Here is a 15,516-nt window from a genome sequence, read left to right as displayed (position 1 = left end):
GAAAACGCCACGGTAACGGTGATTCAAGCGCAGGAAATCGTTTCCAGGGCCACCCTCGAAGCCGTTCGCTGGAGCGGCCCAGAATCCGGCCCGAAAGCCCAGCGGGGCAAGAGCATCGCCCTTGTCGCAGAGGATTTGCGTAACGGAGGCATCGTTGGTGTCGCGCAGGGCGCTCGCGAGGCAGCCAAGGCGATGGGCTGGACGCTGAAGATATTCGATGGCGCTGGATCATCGGCCGGGCGCGCAAAGGCCTTCTCCGATGCCCTGGCAGAGAAACCCGACGGCCTCATTCTGTGCGGTTCCGATGCCCTTGAGAACAATGCGGCGCTGATCCTCTTCGCCAACAGGGATGTGCCGGTGGTTGGCTGGCACGCCGGGGCACGCCCCGGGCCGATTGACGGCACGCCGGTGGCCATGAACGTCACGACCGACCCGCTCGAAGTGGCTCGCCTCACGGCCATGGCGGCAGTGGCACAGTCAAACGGACACGCCGGCGTGGTCATCCTGACCGACTCCAAATACAGCATCGCCATGGCGAAAGCCAAGGCCATGGAAAACGTCATTCGGGCCTGTCGAGAATGTACGTTGCTGGAAGTGCGCGATGTGGCGATCTCCGAAAGTGGCGAGAAGATGCCGGCGCTCACCAAGGAGCTGCTTCAGCGCTATGGCAAGCGCTGGACCCACACGCTGGCCATCAACGATATCTATTTCGACTACTCGATTGCCTCATTGACCAACGCCGCAATGCCCAGTGACGGCATCAGTCTGTTATCTGCCGGTGATGGCAGCGCTTCGGCTTTCTTGCGCATACAGGCAAAAACCTACCAGACCGTCACCGTGGCCGAGCCGCTCAACCTGCATGGCTGGCAAGTGATGGATGAATTGAACCGGTTGTTTGCAGGGCAGCCGGTGAGCGGCTTCGTAGCACCGATTCACTTGGTCAATGCCGACAATATTGCCTTCGACGGCGGGAAGAAATTTCAGTACGACCCTGACAATGGCTATCGAGACATCTATCGCCACCTATGGAATCCCTGACATTGGACGCTATTTCCCGGCTCGGACGCCGGCTATTGCCGCAGTCGTTGCGCGCCCAGTTCACACTGGCGTTCCTGACGCTGGCGCTGCTGATCCTGGCGGGTGGTGCCACAGCGGTCTACGCGTTGCGCACGTCAAACAGCGCCACCCGCCAGCTGACGGATGAACGACTGGTGCGCATGCAAAATGGGCAAGACATGGTGCAGCGGACCTTGCTGATCGAACGCCAGACCGATCAGCTTCTGACAACCCGTTCCCCCGACGCCCTGCGTTCAAGCTATGCGGCGACCGTCGAACAGCTTGAAGCCCTTGATCAACTGGTGCAGGAGCTGACTGCCGCGAACAGTGGCGAGGCGATACTCGACATGCATCAGTCGAGTCAGATGTTCCGCAATACCGCCAACATCGTTGCGCAACTGCGAGAAAGCCTGTTGCAGACCGAGGTCACCTTCGAGCAAGCCCTGGAGGATCACGCTGCCCGGTTGACCGCGACCCAGACCCGGGCCAGCCTGGAACTGGCGGTGTTACTTTTCGATCTGCCGCAGGCTAATGACAGCGATGCCGTGCAACGGCTGCGGATCCGATATGAGCGCCTGTCACGCGCCGCAGGCAAATTACCCGACGCTGATGTGGAGACGGCCGATCTCTTCTCCCTGCGCCTGAGACTCATCAATCAGCGCAACGTCATACAGCGCTTCAATGAGGAACTGAAGAATGAGGCCGGGGTTCTGGTCGCGGTGGCCCGTGCGCAATCCAGTGCTTACACCGAAGACTATCGCGAAGCCGTGCAGCGCCTGGTCGAGGCCTCAAATCGTAGCCAGCAATGGGTGCTGATCATGTTGGGCGCCAGCCTGGTGTTCGCCTGGTTCGTGACCCGGGTCTTCATGGGCCGTCATGTGCTTGTGCGCCTGAATGAAATAAGCCGGCAATTGCGTCAGGAACGCACTGACAAAACGCATTTGATGATGGTGGAACATGGGAAAGACGAGATCGGCAACATGGCTCGCGCGGTGAATCAATTCCTCAAAGACCGTCTTCAGCTGGAAAAAAAGACGGTCCAATTGAGTATCGCCACAGAGCGGCTCGCCCTGCAAAACAACCGATTAGAGCAAGAGGCCATCATCCGTGCCGGACAAGGTCATGTCCTGGAGCTGATCGCCAGGAGCACCGAGCTTGCAGAAGTCCTCGAGAGCCTGGCTCACCTGGTCGAGTCCCAACTGGAGGGGATGATGGTGTCCATCCTGGTGCTGGATGAGGATGGCAAACACCTGCTGCACGGGGCTGCCCCCAGTTTGCCGAAAGCCTATAACCAGCTCATTGACGGGATTGCGATCGGTCCAAACGTAGGCTCTTGCGGCACCGCGGTGTATCGACGAGAACCGGTCATCGTCACGGATATCGAGCTGGACCCGCTGTGGGAGGAGTACCGATCAGCCGCTGCGCCCTATGGATTTCGTGCCTGCTGGTCGACGCCGATTCTGTCCCATGAACGAAAGGTATTGGGTACGTTTGCCTTGTATTCCAACACCGTCCGCAGCCCCAGCTCGACCGAGACGCGACTGATCGACATGGCGACACCTCTTGCCGGTATTGCGATAGAACGCCAACTGACCGAAAAGCGCATTCGCTATATGGGCGACCATGACGCACTGACCGGGCTGCCGAATCGCACCCTGCTCGAAGACCGTCTCAAGCAGGCAATACTTTATGCCCAGCGCTACAGCCGGCTGGTGACGGTGGTGTTTCTCGATCTGGACAAATTCAAACTGGTGAATGACAGCCTTGGGCACAGCGCTGGAGACGTACTGCTGAAAACCGTCGCCCAGCGCATGCAGGAGTGTGTGCGCCGCACCGACACCGTCGTGCGACTGGGTGGCGACGAGTTTGTGATCATCCTGTTCGACCAGCCCTCAGACCTCGACGGCGTTACTCCAGCCCTGCACAAGATCCAGGAAGCCATCCTGCGGCCGATTCAGCTCAGCGGGCATACACTCCACGTCACCTGCAGCATGGGGTTGGCCACCTACCCAGCCGACGGCAGCGATACCGACACGTTGCTCAGCAATGCGGACGCCGCCATGTACCGGGCCAAGGAACTGGGTCGCAACAGTTACCAGTTCTATACGAGCGAGATGAATAACAAGGATCAGGGCAAGCTCGCCATGCAAGACGGGCTACGAAACGCACTCAACCATGACGAGTTCCTGCTGCTGTACCAGCCGCAGGTGGATTTGCAGACAGGTCAGATTATCGGCGTAGAAGCACTGATCCGCTGGCAGCACCCCGAGCTCGGCATGGTGTCTCCAGTCAAATTCATTCCGCAGGCCGAAGAGACCGGGTTGATCGTGCCCATAGGCGATTGGGTGATTCATACCGCGTGCAGACAGAACAAGGACTGGCAGGATGCGGGCTGGCCGCCGATCACCATGTCGGTGAATATTTCAGCACGCCAGTTCATCGAAAGGGACCTGATCGACCGGGTGAGGCATGCCTTGCAAGAGACCGGACTGGACCCGATGTACCTTGAGCTGGAGCTGACCGAAAGTCTGATCATGCAAGACCTTCAGCAAGCCATCAGCAAAATGAAGGAACTGCAATCAATGGGGATCAGTCTGTCGATCGACGACTTCGGCACCGGCTACTCCAGCCTCGCGGCATTGAAAAGCTTCCCCATCGCAAGACTCAAGATCGACCAGTCTTTCGTGCACGATCTGCCCGACAACGAGAACGACAAAGCCATCGCTACCGCAGTGATTTCGTTGGGGCACCAACTGAACCTCAAGGTCATAGCCGAAGGTGTCGAAACCGAAGAGCAGCAAACCTTCCTGCGTGAAAACGGCTGCGATGAAATTCAGGGCCACTTTTTCAGCAGAGCGGTCAGCGCAGAGGAAATCAGTCTGTTACTGCGCACGCCCCGATTACCTCAACCGAGCCGCATTACCAGCCCTGACACGGTAAGGCGAAAACGCGATGTAAAACGTCCACGCAGTCCAATGCCCGGGCGTTAATGACTTAGTGAAAACGCTGTTGTGTCAGAAGCCGATCGCCTGGGTACTTCGCAAACCGGCAGTGACGGGTGTCATTATCGGAGCTCGCCCTCCGGCACAAGTAGACGGGCTGATTGCAGCTTCGGAGTCGCGCTTACGCACCATGGAAATCGGTTGAGCAATGGCGTTGTCTGGATTACTTGATTGATGTCAACGGCATCAGTTGGCCTGCTCTGTATTCTGCGCTGAAACCGACTGTTGGTAGCGCAAGGCTTATTGCTCATGACTGAATTGATGCTGACTCACCTCGACTCACTGGGACGCGTGCGAATGGTCGATGTTACGGATAAATGCGTGACGTCCCGAGAAGCCGTGGCTGAGGCATGGGTTCATATGCTTGCCGAGACCCGACAACTGATTGCCAGTGGTGCTCACCCTAAAGGTGATGTATTTGCGGTAGCGCGGATCGCCGGCATTCAGGCGGCCAAACGCACGAGCGAGTTGATTCCGCTCTGTCATCCGCTGCTTCTGAGCAGTGTTAACGTTGAGTTGAGTTTTGAAGGTGACCAACGCGTACGCATTGTTTCTCGGTGCAAGCTGTCCGGACAGACCGGCGTCGAGATGGAGGCACTGACCGCCGCCAGTGTGGCGGCCTTGACCCTGTATGACATGTGCAAGGCCGTGGACCGGGGCATGAGTATCGAATCGGTGCGGCTGTTGGAGAAGCAGGGTGGTAAAAGTGGCTGGTATCAGGCGCCGCAACAATGAAGCTGAATGTTTTGTATTTCTCGCGGTACCGCGAAACGCTTGGCCTGGACGATGAAACGATTGAAGGTGATTTCACTTCTGTCGATCAGTTGCGTCAGCACCTGATACATCGGTCTGGCGTCTGGCAGGTGCTGGCCGAACAGAACCTCATGTGTGCCCGCAATCAGGACATGTGTGGGCTCGATGAGCCGTTGATAGACGGTGATGAAGTGGGTTTTTTCCCAACCGTAACGGGAGGGTGATTCGATGATTCGAGTGCAGACAGAGCGCTTCGACCCCGGCACCGAAATCAATGCCCTGCAGGCTTTGAGCCTGAATGTCGGTGCCGTGGTGAGTTTTGTCGGGTATGTACGTGACACCAACGTCGGACAAGAAGTCGCCGGGATGTTTCTTGAACATTACCCCGGTATGACCGAAAAGGTCCTGGGCAAGATCGCCGACGAAGCCCGGCAGCGCTGGCCGTTGCTCGGACTGGTGCTGATCCATCGAATCGGCGCGCTGCAACCGGGAGACCCCATTGTCTTTGTCGGCGTCAGCAGCAGTCATCGTCAAGCGGCTTTTGATGCCTGTGCGTTTGTAATGGATTACCTGAAAACCCGAGCGCCATTCTGGAAGAAAGAACAGGTGGCCGAGAGTTCCCATTGGGTCGAGGCTCGCCACAGTGATCGCGAGGCGGCGCAACGATGGGAGTGACGTTTCCCTCGCGGTGAGTGGAACGTGTTCAGCTGTATTGAGAGCGAGAATCCCATGCTCTATCCGCTGTTTCTGACGTTGCACCTGTTTGCCGCGATGATTTTCATCGGCACGGTATTCTTCGAAGTCCTGTTCCTTGAAAGTATCCGCAAACAACTGCCGGTCAAGGTCATGTTACTGGTCGAGCAGGGTGTCGGTCGACGTGCACGCACCTTGATTCCATGGGTCTTGCTGGTGTTGTTCGGTGCCGGGTTGGGGATGGTCTGGCTGCGCTATTTACCGGTCCTTGCCACACCAATGGCCTCATCGTTTGGCACGTTGCTGATGTTGAAAATCGTGGTGGCCGTCAGCGTACTGCTGCATTTCCTGGTCGCCATGTTTTTGTTCAAAAGTGGCCGGATGAGTGCTCGATACCTGCATTTCATCCATGGCAGCCTGTTCTGCCACATGGTTGTCATTGTGCTGTTGGCCAAGTGGATGTTTTACCTGACGTGGTGACTGGGCTTACCTGGTGTCCGTTGCGCGACAAGCACTTCGCTCGCGCTTGATGCAAATCAAGGAGCATGGGTCGCCAGGCTCCGACACTGGCGGTCCGCAGCCAGTCTCGGAGACCCGTTATGCTCAATTCGTTTCACAGCCCTGGAGAGCTGAACGTCCGGTGCGATCAAGGCGTGCTCGACCCCAACGGCCATGTCGACACTGAAAAATTTCACGACGGCATCGGCTCTCTGGATTTGCATCGTGCATTGCGCGTCAGCCGTCAGAAGTGCCGTCCGCTGTCGCTGAACGTGCAACTGCCTTCTAACCTCAAGCGTGCCTTGTGGTCCCCTCGCGAAACTTCATGCGAGCACAGTGGTGTCGAACACTATCTTCAGCGTCTGCAACATGAGATCGACCTCGTCGGTTGTCATCTGGGAGCCGGGCAGCGGGTCGAGCAGTTCCATCTGGGGGGCGGAACACCCGCCATCGCCCAACTGAGACGGCTGATGAATCACCTTCGTGGCCGATTCAACTTTCTTGGACATGAGTGCGGTGACTACAGCATAGAAGTGGACCTTCACCATACGGATTGGTCGACCATGGGCATGCTGCGTGACCTGGGGTTCAACCATGTCAGCATCGGCGTTCCGGACATCGGTGCCGACCGTGCGATGTCGGTGGCCTGCTACCAGAATCCGGCACCGATCCATTCGCTTATCGATGCCGCTCGTACCTTCGGCTATCGATCCATCAATGTCGATCTGGGTTATGGCCATACCTGGCAGACGCCAGAAAGTTTTGCGCTGAAACTGGCGACCATCATCGAACTGGAGCCGGACCGGCTGCTGGTGTTTGACTATGCCCGGCCACCCCAACGCTATCGGCCAAAGACTGCAGACACAATCGGGGCGTTTTGCAGCGAGGAAGATAAAGGCGCCATGCGCCGGATCTGCTTTGAACAGTTGATCGGCGCCGGTTATCACTACATTGGCCTGGGGCAGTTTGTCCGACCCGATGACGATTTGGCGATTGCTCAGGAGCGCGGCCGATTACGTCGCAATTGTGAGGGGTTTACCCGTCACGGGCATTGCGACCATATCGGGTTCGGTTTGGGCGCTATCAGTCAGATCGACGGTTTGTATGCGCAAAACACCGACGAACTGGAACGGTACCAGCAGCAACTGGACATGGACCAACTGCCGACGAGTCGTGGCTGGCGCTGTGAGGAAGGGGATCAGGTCAGGCACATGGTCATGGAACGCCTGGCGTGTGATCTGGAGCTGGATATCCAGGCAATCGAGACGCGTCATGGAGTCATTTTTCGCCAGTACTTTTTCACCGCCTGGCCTGTGCTTGAGCAATTGAGCCATGACGGGTTGATTGAACTGTCTGACCGTTTCATCAGCATTCTTCCGGCCGGTCGGCCGCACGTGGATGCCGTCTGCAACCTGTTTGAAAAGGATTCGGACGGTGCGGGGCATGAACCCCATTACGAATGGATTGATCATGACAACTTCATTTGATTTCAATCGTGCCCTGGTCGAAAAGTATGACCTCCCGGGGCCGCGCTATACCTCTTACCCGACCGCGCCGCAGTTTCATCAGGCGTTCGCCGTCGATGACTATCAGCGTGCGGCCTCGGACAGCAACCAGGCGACAACGCCAAAATCGCTGTCGGTGTACATCCACATCCCGTTCTGCAAGAGCCTTTGTTACTACTGCGCCTGCAACAAAATCATTACCCAGAAAACCCACCGCGCCGTCGAGTACCTGACGTACCTCAAGCGCGAAATCGTGATGCAGGCTGCCTTGTTCGACCGCACCCGCAAACTCACGCAACTGCACCTGGGAGGTGGCACGCCGACCTATTTGACCGGCGAGCAACTGGCTGACCTGATGGACTGCCTGCACCAGGCATTCGACATGGATGACAGCGATGACCATGAGTTTTCCATCGAGGTCGACCCTCGCACCATCAGTACGGAGCAGATCCAGTTGTTGCGTCAGTTGGGGTTCAATCGTTTGAGCTTTGGCGTACAGGACTTCGATCCCGATGTGCAGGCTGCGGTCAATCGGCAGCAAAGTGAAGAGCAAATCCATGCGCTGGTCGCTGCGGCACGCCAGGCGCGATTCAAATCGATCAGTGTCGATCTGATTTACGGCCTGCCATTGCAAACCGTGGAGAGTTTCGATGTCACCCTCGGCAAAATCATCGCGCTGCGTCCGGACCGGATTGCCGCCTACAGCTATGCCCATTTGCCGGAACTGGTGCGCGCACAACGGCTGATTCGTTCGGCCGACATGCCGCCACCGGAGCGCAAACTGGAATTGCTTGAACTGACTGTCCGTCGTCTGACTGAGGCCGGTTATATCTATATCGGCATGGACCATTTTGCCTTGCCGGACGATGAGTTGGCGTTGGCCCGGGCCAATGGCACGTTGCAACGCAATTTCCAGGGTTATTCCACCCATTCCGACTGCGATTTGATCGGTCTCGGGGTGTCCTCCATCGGCAAGGTCGGCGACAGCTACAGCCAGAGCGTCAAGGAGCTATCGCAGTACTACGCCCGCATTGATCAAGGCTTGTTGCCTGTGCATCGGGGTTACCGGTTGAGCGCCGATGATCGTCTGCGCCGTGAAGTGATCAGCGATCTGATGTGCCACGGCCGGATCGACTTCGGCAAGTTTGAAGCGGGTCATGACATCTGCTTTACCGATTACTTTGCCGATGCGCTGATGCAACTGGACGAGCATGTTCGCGATGGCTTGCTGCAGATTCACAAAGACGCGTTGGTGTTGTTGCCCCACGGGCATTTGATGATGCGCAGCGCGGCGATGGCGTTTGATGCCTATTTGGGCGCTGATCAAAAAGGCCGGTTTTCACGTACCGTTTGAAGTCCCCAGTGCTGGCGTCCGCGATGCCAGGAGGAAATGATGAGAACCGAGTTTCAGGATCGTTTGGCGGTGGTCACGGGTGCCAGTTCCGGGATAGGCCTGGCCCTGTGTGCGGCGCTGTTGCCGCGCGGGGTCAAGGTGCTGGCGATGTCACGGAAAATCGGGGAACTGCCGGCCTTGCAGCAGATCTATGGCGAGCGCTTGCAATGGTGTGCCGGTGACGTGACCTGTCAGGATGACCTGCAGGCGCTGGCCCAACGTGCATCGACACTGGGCCAGGTGGATTATCTGGTGCCCAACGCGGGTATCGCCGAAATGGCCGATAGCCTCGACATGCCGGCCTTCCAGCGTCAGTGGGCGGTCAACGGCGCCGGGGCGTTGAATACCCTGGCGGCGTTACGCGGGGAGTTGGCGAGTCCGGCTTCGGTGGTGTTTGTCGGCAGCTTCCTGACCGGCTCGAGTTTTCCCGGTCTGGCCGCCTGCATTGCCAGCAAGGCCGCGCTGGCGGCGCAGGCGCGCACGTTGGCGGTGGAATTCGCGCGTTATGACGTGCGCATCAATCTGGTCTCCCCGGGGCCGACCGCGACCTCGATGTGGGACAACCTGGGGTTGAGCGACGGGGAACTCGACGACGTTGCCGGCACCCTCGGCAAACGTCTGCTGCCCGGTCATTTCCTCGATGCGTCTGCGGTGGCCAACGTGATTGTTTTTCAGCTGTCTCAAGGCGCGCGGGGTGTTTATGGTCAGGACTGGAAAGTCGATAACGGTTATACCCTGAGCTGAAGAGGTGAACACAAACCCTGTGGCGAGGGAGCTTGCTCCCGCTCGGCTGCGTAGCAGTCGTAAAATCAGCACCTGCGTTTAATCTGAATGTACGCAGTGACTGCTTTTAGGGCCGCTTCGCGCCCCAGCGGGAGCAAGCTCCCTCGCCACAAGTGCGATGTGTATTTCGATGTTCAGACACAAAATCTAGTGCGACGTACCCTCGGCAAACTCGATTTTATTGCCCACGTTGTACTTACCCGACGGCTTGTTCATCGGCAGGCGTTTGACCTCCTTGAGGGTGTTGCTGTCGTAGACGATCAGCGCACCGTCAGTGGCCCAGATACTCAGCAGCAGGTAGCGACCGTCGCGGGTGAATTCGACGTGGGCGGCGGTCTTTCCGGGCATCGGGCGCAGGGTGTGAGCGATTTCCAGGGTCTGTTTGTCGATCAGGTGGATCGCATCGTTGTCGGGGCCGAAGAACACGTCGGTCCAGGCATACCGCGAGTTGACGTGGCTGCGCATGAAGAAGCCCGGCCCCAGGGTCGGTATTTCCTTGAGCAGTTTCCAGGTCTTGAAGTCGATGACCGAGATCAGGCCCTTGCTGATGTTCGGCGTGGCGAACACCCACTCACCGTTACGTTTCCAGTAGGTCCCGGACCCCAGGTGCGGCATGCCCGGCAGTGGAATGTCGGTGACCACCTTGCCACTGTCGAGGTCGATCACCTGACCGCCCTTGGCCGCGCGCGACGTGGCCAGCAGTTGCTTGTAGTCCGGTGAAAAGGAAAAGTCGTCCAGCATATCTTCGGCGTGGATCCGTCGCGGTTCGAAATCCGGTGTGCCGGTGCAGGGCAGTTCCCAGACTTCCTTCACGTCCTTGAGCGCTACGATGAAGCTGTCCCGTGGCGGCGCGGTGTAGACCGCGCTGACCCGTGACGCGGTACCGTCCTGGCCGATCGCCGGAATGGTTTTGACCAATGACAGATCACGGGCATCGAGCACCACCAGGTTGCCAGGCAGGTAGTTGCCCACCAGCACCCATCGGCCGTCCTTGCTCACCGCGAGGTTGCGGGTGTTGAGCCCGGCGCGGACCTCGGCGATCAGTTTCAGGTTATGCAAGTCATACAGGCTGATCCAGCCATCGCGAGAAGCCACGTAGACGAAGCGTCCGTCCGGCGAAAACTTCGGCCCGCCATGCACTGCAAAGTGCGAAGAGAACCGAGCCAGCACTTCAAAGCGGTCGCCGTCGAGGATGTCGATGTGATGATCACCGGCTTCCACCACCACAAACAGGTTCAGGGGATCGGCGCGATGCTGGGGTGTGTCGGGCAGTTTGTTGATATCGGCGAGAATCGAATGACTGCCGCGAATGTCATCGTTGCTCCAGGTGGGTGGGGTGGCGGGTGGTTGCTGGAGGTAGTCCACCAACGCGTCGATCTGCGTGGCGTTGAACACGTTGGCATACCCGCTCATCTGACTCGCGGGACGACCGTCCTGGATCACGCTGCGGATTTCGTCGGGTTTGATCCGGCTCAGGCTTTCCGGCAGCAAGGCCGGTCCCGTACCGCCGAGACGATTGGCGCCATGGCAGCTCTGGCAATGCTGTTGGTAGAGGTTGGCGGCCGCGTCGGTGGGCGGAATCGCTGCACCGGCGTGAGCCGCACCGATCCATAACAATGGGCCAAGCACCATGCGCCTCATATCGCCACCTTGCGCTGGCGTTGCAGCGCTGTGGGGTAAAAGCGCGCCGGGAATTCCTGTTGTTGGGCAGCGAACAGATCGACCACTTTGCCGATCACCGCAAGCGTCGGAATGCCAGGTGGGCATTCCCGCGCCAGGGTCGGCAATTGGTGCAGCCTGCCTCGTGCAACATGCTGGTCGGGACGCGTGCCATTGCTGATCAGCGCCGCCGGTGTCTCGGCGGGCATTCCAGCTTCGATCAAGCGCTGGGCAATAATCCCGAGATTGGATAACCCCATGTAAAACACCAGGGTCTGGCTGCTGTCGACGAGGCTGCTCCAGGGTAATTGCAACTCACCATCGTGTTGCAGGTGCCCGGTGATGAATCGACAGGAGTTGACCAGCTCCCGATGGGTCAGTGGAATGCCAGCGTAAGCGCTACACCCGGAGGCGGCAGTAATGCCGGGGACCACCTGGCAGTCAATGTTGCGTTGCAGCAGGTACTCCAGTTCCTCGGCGCCACGGCCGAAGATGAACGGGTCGCCACCTTTGAGCCGGACCACACGCTGCCCCAGATCGGCGAGGTCGGCGAGTAGTTCGTTGATCTGATCCTGTGGCAGGCTGTGGCAGCCGCTGGCCTTGCCGACGTAATGCCGGGCGCAGGTGAGGGGGATCAATGCCAGCAGCTCGGGGCTGATCAGGCGGTCGTAAACCACGGCGTCGGCTTGCATCAACAGGCTCCAGGCGCGCAGGGTCAGCAAGCGTGGATCGCCGGGGCCAGCGCCGACCAGGGCAACTTCGCCCGGTCTGAACGGGGACTCAAGTGCAGCCGGTAAAATAATCGATGGATGCATGGGACGTCCTTGGTACTTCATCAGGTGGGCCGGCCCCATCCTTTGTCAGATGGCTCGCCAGGCGGGTGCTTCAGTGCATGACGCAAGGGATGGTCGTTAATGGCGGTATGCCGATTTCTTCATCGCTGAGGTGGCAACCGGGGTCCTGGCCCCAGAGATCACCTTCGGCCCAGGCGCGGGTGCGGGTATTGCCGTTGCAGATGCTTAGCCAGCGGCATTGAGCACAGCGGCCACCGACGGCCCGAGGATGCTCGCGCAGCTGCTGCAACAAGGCGTCCGGGCGGTCCAGCCACAGCGTGCGAAACGGCGTGTGCCGGACATTGCCCACCGAGTGCTGCCACCAATAGGTGTCGGGGTGCACTTCGCCTGTGTTGTCGATGTTGGCGATGCCACTGCCCGAGGCGTTGCCGCCCCAGGCGCGGAGCATGTGTTCCAGGCGCCGGTAATGCTCGGGTAGATGCAGGCCTACCCATTGCAGCAGGAGAATCGCGTCGGCATCGTTGTTGCCGCTGACAAAATCGCTGTCGCGACCGTGCTGGATATCTTCCCAGGCCCGTTCGAAGATCAGCGTCATCGCCTCGCGGCTCATCTGCTGTCGGGCGTCGAGCTGGCGGCTGCGTTTGCCGCGACCGCTGTAGTTGAGGTGCGACAGATAAAACTTCTGCACGTCGTATTCGCGCATCAGTGCCAGTAATTGCGGCAGCTGCGCATGGTTCTCCTGGGTCAGGGTGGTGCGCAGGCCGACGCGAATGCCCTGTTCGCGACAGAGCCGGATCGCCCGCATGGAACTGGCGAAGCTGCCCTTGAGTTGGCGGAACGCATCGTGGGTGGCTTCCAGGCCATCGATGCTGATCCCCACATAGTCGAAATTCGCTGCGCGGATCTGCGCAATGTTCTGCTCATCGATCAATGTGCCGTTGGTGGACAAAGCCACAAAGAAACCCTTTGTGCGGGCATAGGCGCTGAGCACAAACAGATCGTCATGCAGCAGGGGTTCACCGCCGGAAAGAATCAATACCTTCACGCCGGCATCGTGCAGATCGTCGATCACGGTCAGCGCGGCGGGCGTATCCAGTTCGTCGCGAAAGACGCTGTCGGCGGACGTGGCGTAGCAGTGTTTGCAGGTCAGGTTGCAGCGCCTGAGCAGGTTCCAGATCACCACCGGCGGCCGGTTGCTGCCCGGTGGGCTGGTTCTGGGGGCGGGCACCTGGCCGGTCAGGGCACGCAGGTATTGGCTGATCCTCAACATGCAACTCTCCTTGAGTCAGGGTGTGTTCAGCGCGAAGCAATAAGCAAACGCAAGCCTGATGCCCGTAGCAGCTGTCGAGCTTGCGAGGCTGCGTTCGGTTCGGGCCGCGATCGGACGCAGCAGTCGTATAACCTGTGTGCAAGGTTTATCTGAAACACCGTATCGCCTGATTTCACGACTGCTTCGCAGCCGAACGCAGGCTTCGCCAGCTGCTACAAGGTATGCGTTGAACTGAGCGGCATTAAACGCACACCGGTTTTTTTCAGGATGCGACTGCTCACCAGCATCTCGTCGGCGACACAGGCGTCGCCCAGCAAGTAGCGCAGGTGTTCGCGGTAGCTGTCGATTTCCTCGCGGCTGCGACCGTGCACCATGGCGAACAGGTTGTAGCGCCACGCGGTTCGTCGCGGGCGTCGATAACAGTGGCTGACAAAAGGCTGTGCGCCGATCAGCGCGCCGAGGCGCGGCATGTCGGTGTCGCGCACATCCCAAACGGTCATGCCGTTGTAGCGATAGCCCAGGCGATAGTGGTTGGGGACAGCAGCGATGCGCCGGATCGCGCCCTCGGCCTGCAGGCGCTTGAGCAGATCCAGGGTGGATTCGATGCTCAGGTCCAGCTGTTCGGCGAGCCAGGCCCACGGGTCATCCAGCAGCGGCAAGCCGGCCTGGGTCAGTTCAATCAGCCGGTGCGCCAGGGTGTCTTCAGACCGGGAAGTACAGACCGACATGGTAAGTCTCCTCTTTAGGCAAGTTGAGCAGCGGCAAACCGGTCAGGGTTTCGATGTATTGCAAGGTATCGGTGACGTCTTGTTCGGTCGCGCAGGCGAGCACGAACCACATGTTCCAGGCGTGTTCGCGTCGATAGTTGTGCGCCACTTCAGGCAGGGCATGCAGTTGCTCGGCGACCTCTTCGAACCGTTCTTCCGGCACGGCCAGCGCCGCGAGGGTGAAGGCGCCACCGAGGCGTTCGATGTCGAACATCGGGCCGAAGCGCGTGAGTATTCCTTCACAGAGCAGTTCGTGGAGGCGGTGGAGCAATTCAGTACTGCTGCTGTCCAGTTCGCTGGCCAGCGCCTGCCAGGGGTTACGCACCAGTGGCAGGCCCAGTTGCAAGCGGTTGATCAACCGACGGTCAAGATCATCCATGGGGCTTGGTTCCCGTTGAGGAGGCGACAAAGCGTGCGCCGCATTGTTTGAAGGCATGGGTGCTGAACAGCAGTTGATGGGGCAGGTCACTCAGCAAGTGTTCTTCCAGCAACGCCTGGATCTGCGCCTCGACCTGCGCGCGTTGGCGTCCGTGAACCATGCAGAACAGGTTGTAGCGCCACTGCGGCAGGCGCCGTGGCCGTTGATAGCAGAGGGTGATACCGGACGCTCGCCCCAGGCGCTGGCCGACTTCGTCGATCAGCGCGTCCGGAACATCCAGCACCAGCATGGCGTTGGCGGTAAAGCCCAGGGCGCGATGGTTGAGCACCAGGCCGACCCGGCGAAACAGCCCCTGTTCGTGCCACTGGTGCATCTGCGCGAGCACCTGGTTTTCGTCGGCGTTTATCCGTTCCGCGAGGGTTTGATAGGGGCGCGAAACACGCGGTAATCCGTCTTCCAGGTGCCTTCGTAAGGCTTGTGTCTGTTCGGGGCTCAATCCCGTCTTCATGGGCCTTCTCCCAAGGCAAAACCGAGGTCGATGCGGTAAGCGGTCAACATCGGCAGATCCAGCGGAACAAGGCCGGTTTCGTTCTCAAGTGCTTCGAGAACACGTTCGATGTGGGGGCGATCAGGCCCGGTCAGCACAAACCACAGGTTGTAGAAATGCTCCCGTGCGTAGTTGTGATTGACCTCGGGATACTGGCTGACGCGCTCGGCGACTTGTTGCAGACGTTCGGCGGGCACGGCGAAGGCGGCGAGGGTGCTGGCCCCGGCGCGGCTGTGTTCGAACACCGGGCCGATGCGTGAGAGGGGGCCGGCCTGAGCCATTTTTTCCAGACAATCCATCACCTGGGCCTCGCGGCAACCGAGAATCCGGGCCATCTCCTTGTAAGGTTCCGGGCACAACGGCATGCCGTGCTGGAAGCGGTCGATCAGTTGGCGGCTGAGCAGGTCGAGGTTCATT

16 protein-coding genes and 1 pseudogene are annotated in these 15,516 nt (G+C 59.2%); 10 read left to right on the top strand and 7 right to left on the bottom strand.

Features of this window, described 5'->3' with window-relative positions; genetic code table 11:
• The first annotated feature begins 18 nt into the window (after positions 1–18).
• From AC07VO_RS06205 to AC07VO_RS06160, 10 genes and pseudogenes are all read left to right on the top strand, one after another.
• Positions 19–1,038 carry a substrate-binding domain-containing protein gene (locus AC07VO_RS06205; protein WP_192351311.1) on the top strand — a complete coding sequence of 340 codons (1,020 nt, stop codon included), beginning with the start codon at positions 19–21 and terminating at the stop codon, positions 1,036–1,038.
• Positions 1,026–4,046: an EAL domain-containing protein gene (locus AC07VO_RS06200; protein ID WP_310391344.1), complete on the top strand. Its 3,021-nt coding sequence runs from the start codon at positions 1,026–1,028 to the stop codon at positions 4,044–4,046. Before AC07VO_RS06205 ends, AC07VO_RS06200 begins: the two co-directional genes overlap by 13 nt.
• A 34-nt stretch (positions 4,047–4,080) precedes the next feature.
• Positions 4,081–4,203 (top strand): annotated as a pseudogene (locus tag AC07VO_RS06195) (aldo/keto reductase); the annotation flags it as partial.
• Between the two features lie 116 nt (positions 4,204–4,319).
• Positions 4,320–4,793 (top strand): cyclic pyranopterin monophosphate synthase MoaC, encoded by a 474-nt coding sequence (gene moaC, locus AC07VO_RS06190; protein WP_026286545.1) that lies wholly within the window; start codon positions 4,320–4,322, stop codon positions 4,791–4,793.
• Positions 4,790–5,035: a MoaD/ThiS family protein gene (locus AC07VO_RS06185; RefSeq protein WP_018927765.1), complete on the top strand. Its 246-nt coding sequence runs from the start codon at positions 4,790–4,792 to the stop codon at positions 5,033–5,035. The genes moaC and AC07VO_RS06185 overlap by 4 nt, the downstream gene beginning before the upstream one ends.
• A 4-nt stretch (positions 5,036–5,039) precedes the next feature.
• Positions 5,040–5,486 (top strand): molybdopterin synthase catalytic subunit MoaE, encoded by a 447-nt coding sequence (moaE, locus tag AC07VO_RS06180; RefSeq protein WP_192351147.1) that lies wholly within the window; start codon positions 5,040–5,042, stop codon positions 5,484–5,486.
• 54 nt (positions 5,487–5,540) lie between these two features.
• Positions 5,541–5,984, top strand: a complete 444-nt coding sequence (locus AC07VO_RS06175; RefSeq protein WP_018927767.1) for a CopD family copper resistance protein — start codon at positions 5,541–5,543, stop codon at positions 5,982–5,984.
• A gap of 119 nt (positions 5,985–6,103) precedes the next feature.
• A complete protein-coding gene (locus AC07VO_RS06170; RefSeq protein WP_192351149.1) occupies positions 6,104–7,489 on the top strand; it encodes an oxygen-independent coproporphyrinogen III oxidase in 1,386 nt (461 codons plus the stop codon).
• Positions 7,473–8,861, top strand: a complete 1,389-nt coding sequence (gene hemN, locus AC07VO_RS06165) for an oxygen-independent coproporphyrinogen III oxidase (protein ID WP_192351151.1) — start codon at positions 7,473–7,475, stop codon at positions 8,859–8,861. Before AC07VO_RS06170 ends, hemN begins: the two co-directional genes overlap by 17 nt.
• A 39-nt stretch (positions 8,862–8,900) precedes the next feature.
• Positions 8,901–9,644 (top strand): SDR family NAD(P)-dependent oxidoreductase, encoded by a 744-nt coding sequence (locus AC07VO_RS06160; protein WP_018927772.1) that lies wholly within the window; start codon positions 8,901–8,903, stop codon positions 9,642–9,644.
• A 186-nt stretch (positions 9,645–9,830) separates the two neighbouring features.
• On the opposite strand, the gene AC07VO_RS06155 is transcribed toward AC07VO_RS06160, so the two are convergent.
• From AC07VO_RS06155 to AC07VO_RS06125, 7 genes are all read right to left on the bottom strand, one after another.
• A complete protein-coding gene (locus tag AC07VO_RS06155) occupies positions 9,831–11,324 on the bottom strand; it encodes a nitrite reductase (protein WP_192351153.1) in 1,494 nt (497 codons plus the stop codon).
• Positions 11,321–12,157, bottom strand: coding sequence for a uroporphyrinogen-III C-methyltransferase (gene cobA / locus AC07VO_RS06150; protein WP_192351156.1), 837 nt, complete (start codon positions 12,155–12,157; stop codon positions 11,321–11,323). The genes AC07VO_RS06155 and cobA overlap by 4 nt, the downstream gene beginning before the upstream one ends.
• A gap of 70 nt (positions 12,158–12,227) precedes the next feature.
• Complete coding sequence (gene nirJ / locus AC07VO_RS06145) at positions 12,228–13,406, bottom strand: heme d1 biosynthesis radical SAM protein NirJ (RefSeq protein ID WP_192351158.1); 1,179 nt, start codon at positions 13,404–13,406, stop codon at positions 12,228–12,230.
• 212 nt (positions 13,407–13,618) lie between these two features.
• Positions 13,619–14,134, bottom strand: a complete 516-nt coding sequence (gene ahbB / locus AC07VO_RS06140; RefSeq protein ID WP_018927776.1) for a siroheme decarboxylase subunit beta — start codon at positions 14,132–14,134, stop codon at positions 13,619–13,621.
• Positions 14,109–14,552: an Lrp/AsnC family transcriptional regulator gene (locus AC07VO_RS06135; RefSeq protein ID WP_192351160.1), complete on the bottom strand. Its 444-nt coding sequence runs from the start codon at positions 14,550–14,552 to the stop codon at positions 14,109–14,111. The genes ahbB (AC07VO_RS06140) and AC07VO_RS06135 overlap by 26 nt, the downstream gene beginning before the upstream one ends.
• Positions 14,545–15,060 (bottom strand): siroheme decarboxylase subunit beta, encoded by a 516-nt coding sequence (ahbB, locus tag AC07VO_RS06130; RefSeq protein ID WP_192351162.1) that lies wholly within the window; start codon positions 15,058–15,060, stop codon positions 14,545–14,547. Before ahbB (AC07VO_RS06130) ends, AC07VO_RS06135 begins: the two co-directional genes overlap by 8 nt.
• Entirely contained in the window at positions 15,057–15,515 is a 459-nt protein-coding gene (locus tag AC07VO_RS06125) for an Lrp/AsnC family transcriptional regulator (protein WP_064617206.1), read from the bottom strand. The genes ahbB (AC07VO_RS06130) and AC07VO_RS06125 overlap by 4 nt, the downstream gene beginning before the upstream one ends.
• Position 15,516 lies beyond the last annotated feature (1 nt).

The organism is Pseudomonas sp. GW821-FHT03E01, assembly GCF_059420765.1.
This window is presented reverse-complemented; position numbering and strand designations above follow the sequence as displayed.

What these genes read in the sequence shown, in the direction of transcription:
- AC07VO_RS06185 (WP_018927765.1), top strand. Translation starts at nt 4,790, where the DNA reads ATGAAGCTGAATGTTTTGTATTTCTCGCGGTACCGCGAAACGCTTGGC.
- ahbB (WP_018927776.1), bottom strand. Translation starts at nt 14,134, where the DNA reads ATGTCGGTCTGTACTTCCCGGTCTGAAGACACCCTGGCGCACCGGCTG.
- AC07VO_RS06135 (WP_192351160.1), bottom strand. Translation starts at nt 14,552, where the DNA reads ATGGATGATCTTGACCGTCGGTTGATCAACCGCTTGCAACTGGGCCTG.
- moaC (WP_026286545.1), top strand. Translation starts at nt 4,320, where the DNA reads ATGCTGACTCACCTCGACTCACTGGGACGCGTGCGAATGGTCGATGTT.
- AC07VO_RS06200 (WP_310391344.1), top strand. Translation starts at nt 1,026, where the DNA reads ATGGAATCCCTGACATTGGACGCTATTTCCCGGCTCGGACGCCGGCTA.
- ahbB (WP_192351162.1), bottom strand. Translation starts at nt 15,060, where the DNA reads ATGAAGACGGGATTGAGCCCCGAACAGACACAAGCCTTACGAAGGCAC.
- AC07VO_RS06160 (WP_018927772.1), top strand. Translation starts at nt 8,901, where the DNA reads ATGAGAACCGAGTTTCAGGATCGTTTGGCGGTGGTCACGGGTGCCAGT.
- hemN (WP_192351151.1), top strand. Translation starts at nt 7,473, where the DNA reads ATGACAACTTCATTTGATTTCAATCGTGCCCTGGTCGAAAAGTATGAC.
- nirJ (WP_192351158.1), bottom strand. Translation starts at nt 13,406, where the DNA reads ATGTTGAGGATCAGCCAATACCTGCGTGCCCTGACCGGCCAGGTGCCC.
- moaE (WP_192351147.1), top strand. Translation starts at nt 5,040, where the DNA reads ATGATTCGAGTGCAGACAGAGCGCTTCGACCCCGGCACCGAAATCAAT.
- AC07VO_RS06125 (WP_064617206.1), bottom strand. Translation starts at nt 15,515, where the DNA reads ATGAACCTCGACCTGCTCAGCCGCCAACTGATCGACCGCTTCCAGCAC.
- cobA (WP_192351156.1), bottom strand. Translation starts at nt 12,157, where the DNA reads ATGCATCCATCGATTATTTTACCGGCTGCACTTGAGTCCCCGTTCAGA.
- AC07VO_RS06175 (WP_018927767.1), top strand. Translation starts at nt 5,541, where the DNA reads ATGCTCTATCCGCTGTTTCTGACGTTGCACCTGTTTGCCGCGATGATT.
- AC07VO_RS06155 (WP_192351153.1), bottom strand. Translation starts at nt 11,324, where the DNA reads ATGAGGCGCATGGTGCTTGGCCCATTGTTATGGATCGGTGCGGCTCAC.
- AC07VO_RS06170 (WP_192351149.1), top strand. Translation starts at nt 6,104, where the DNA reads ATGCTCAATTCGTTTCACAGCCCTGGAGAGCTGAACGTCCGGTGCGAT.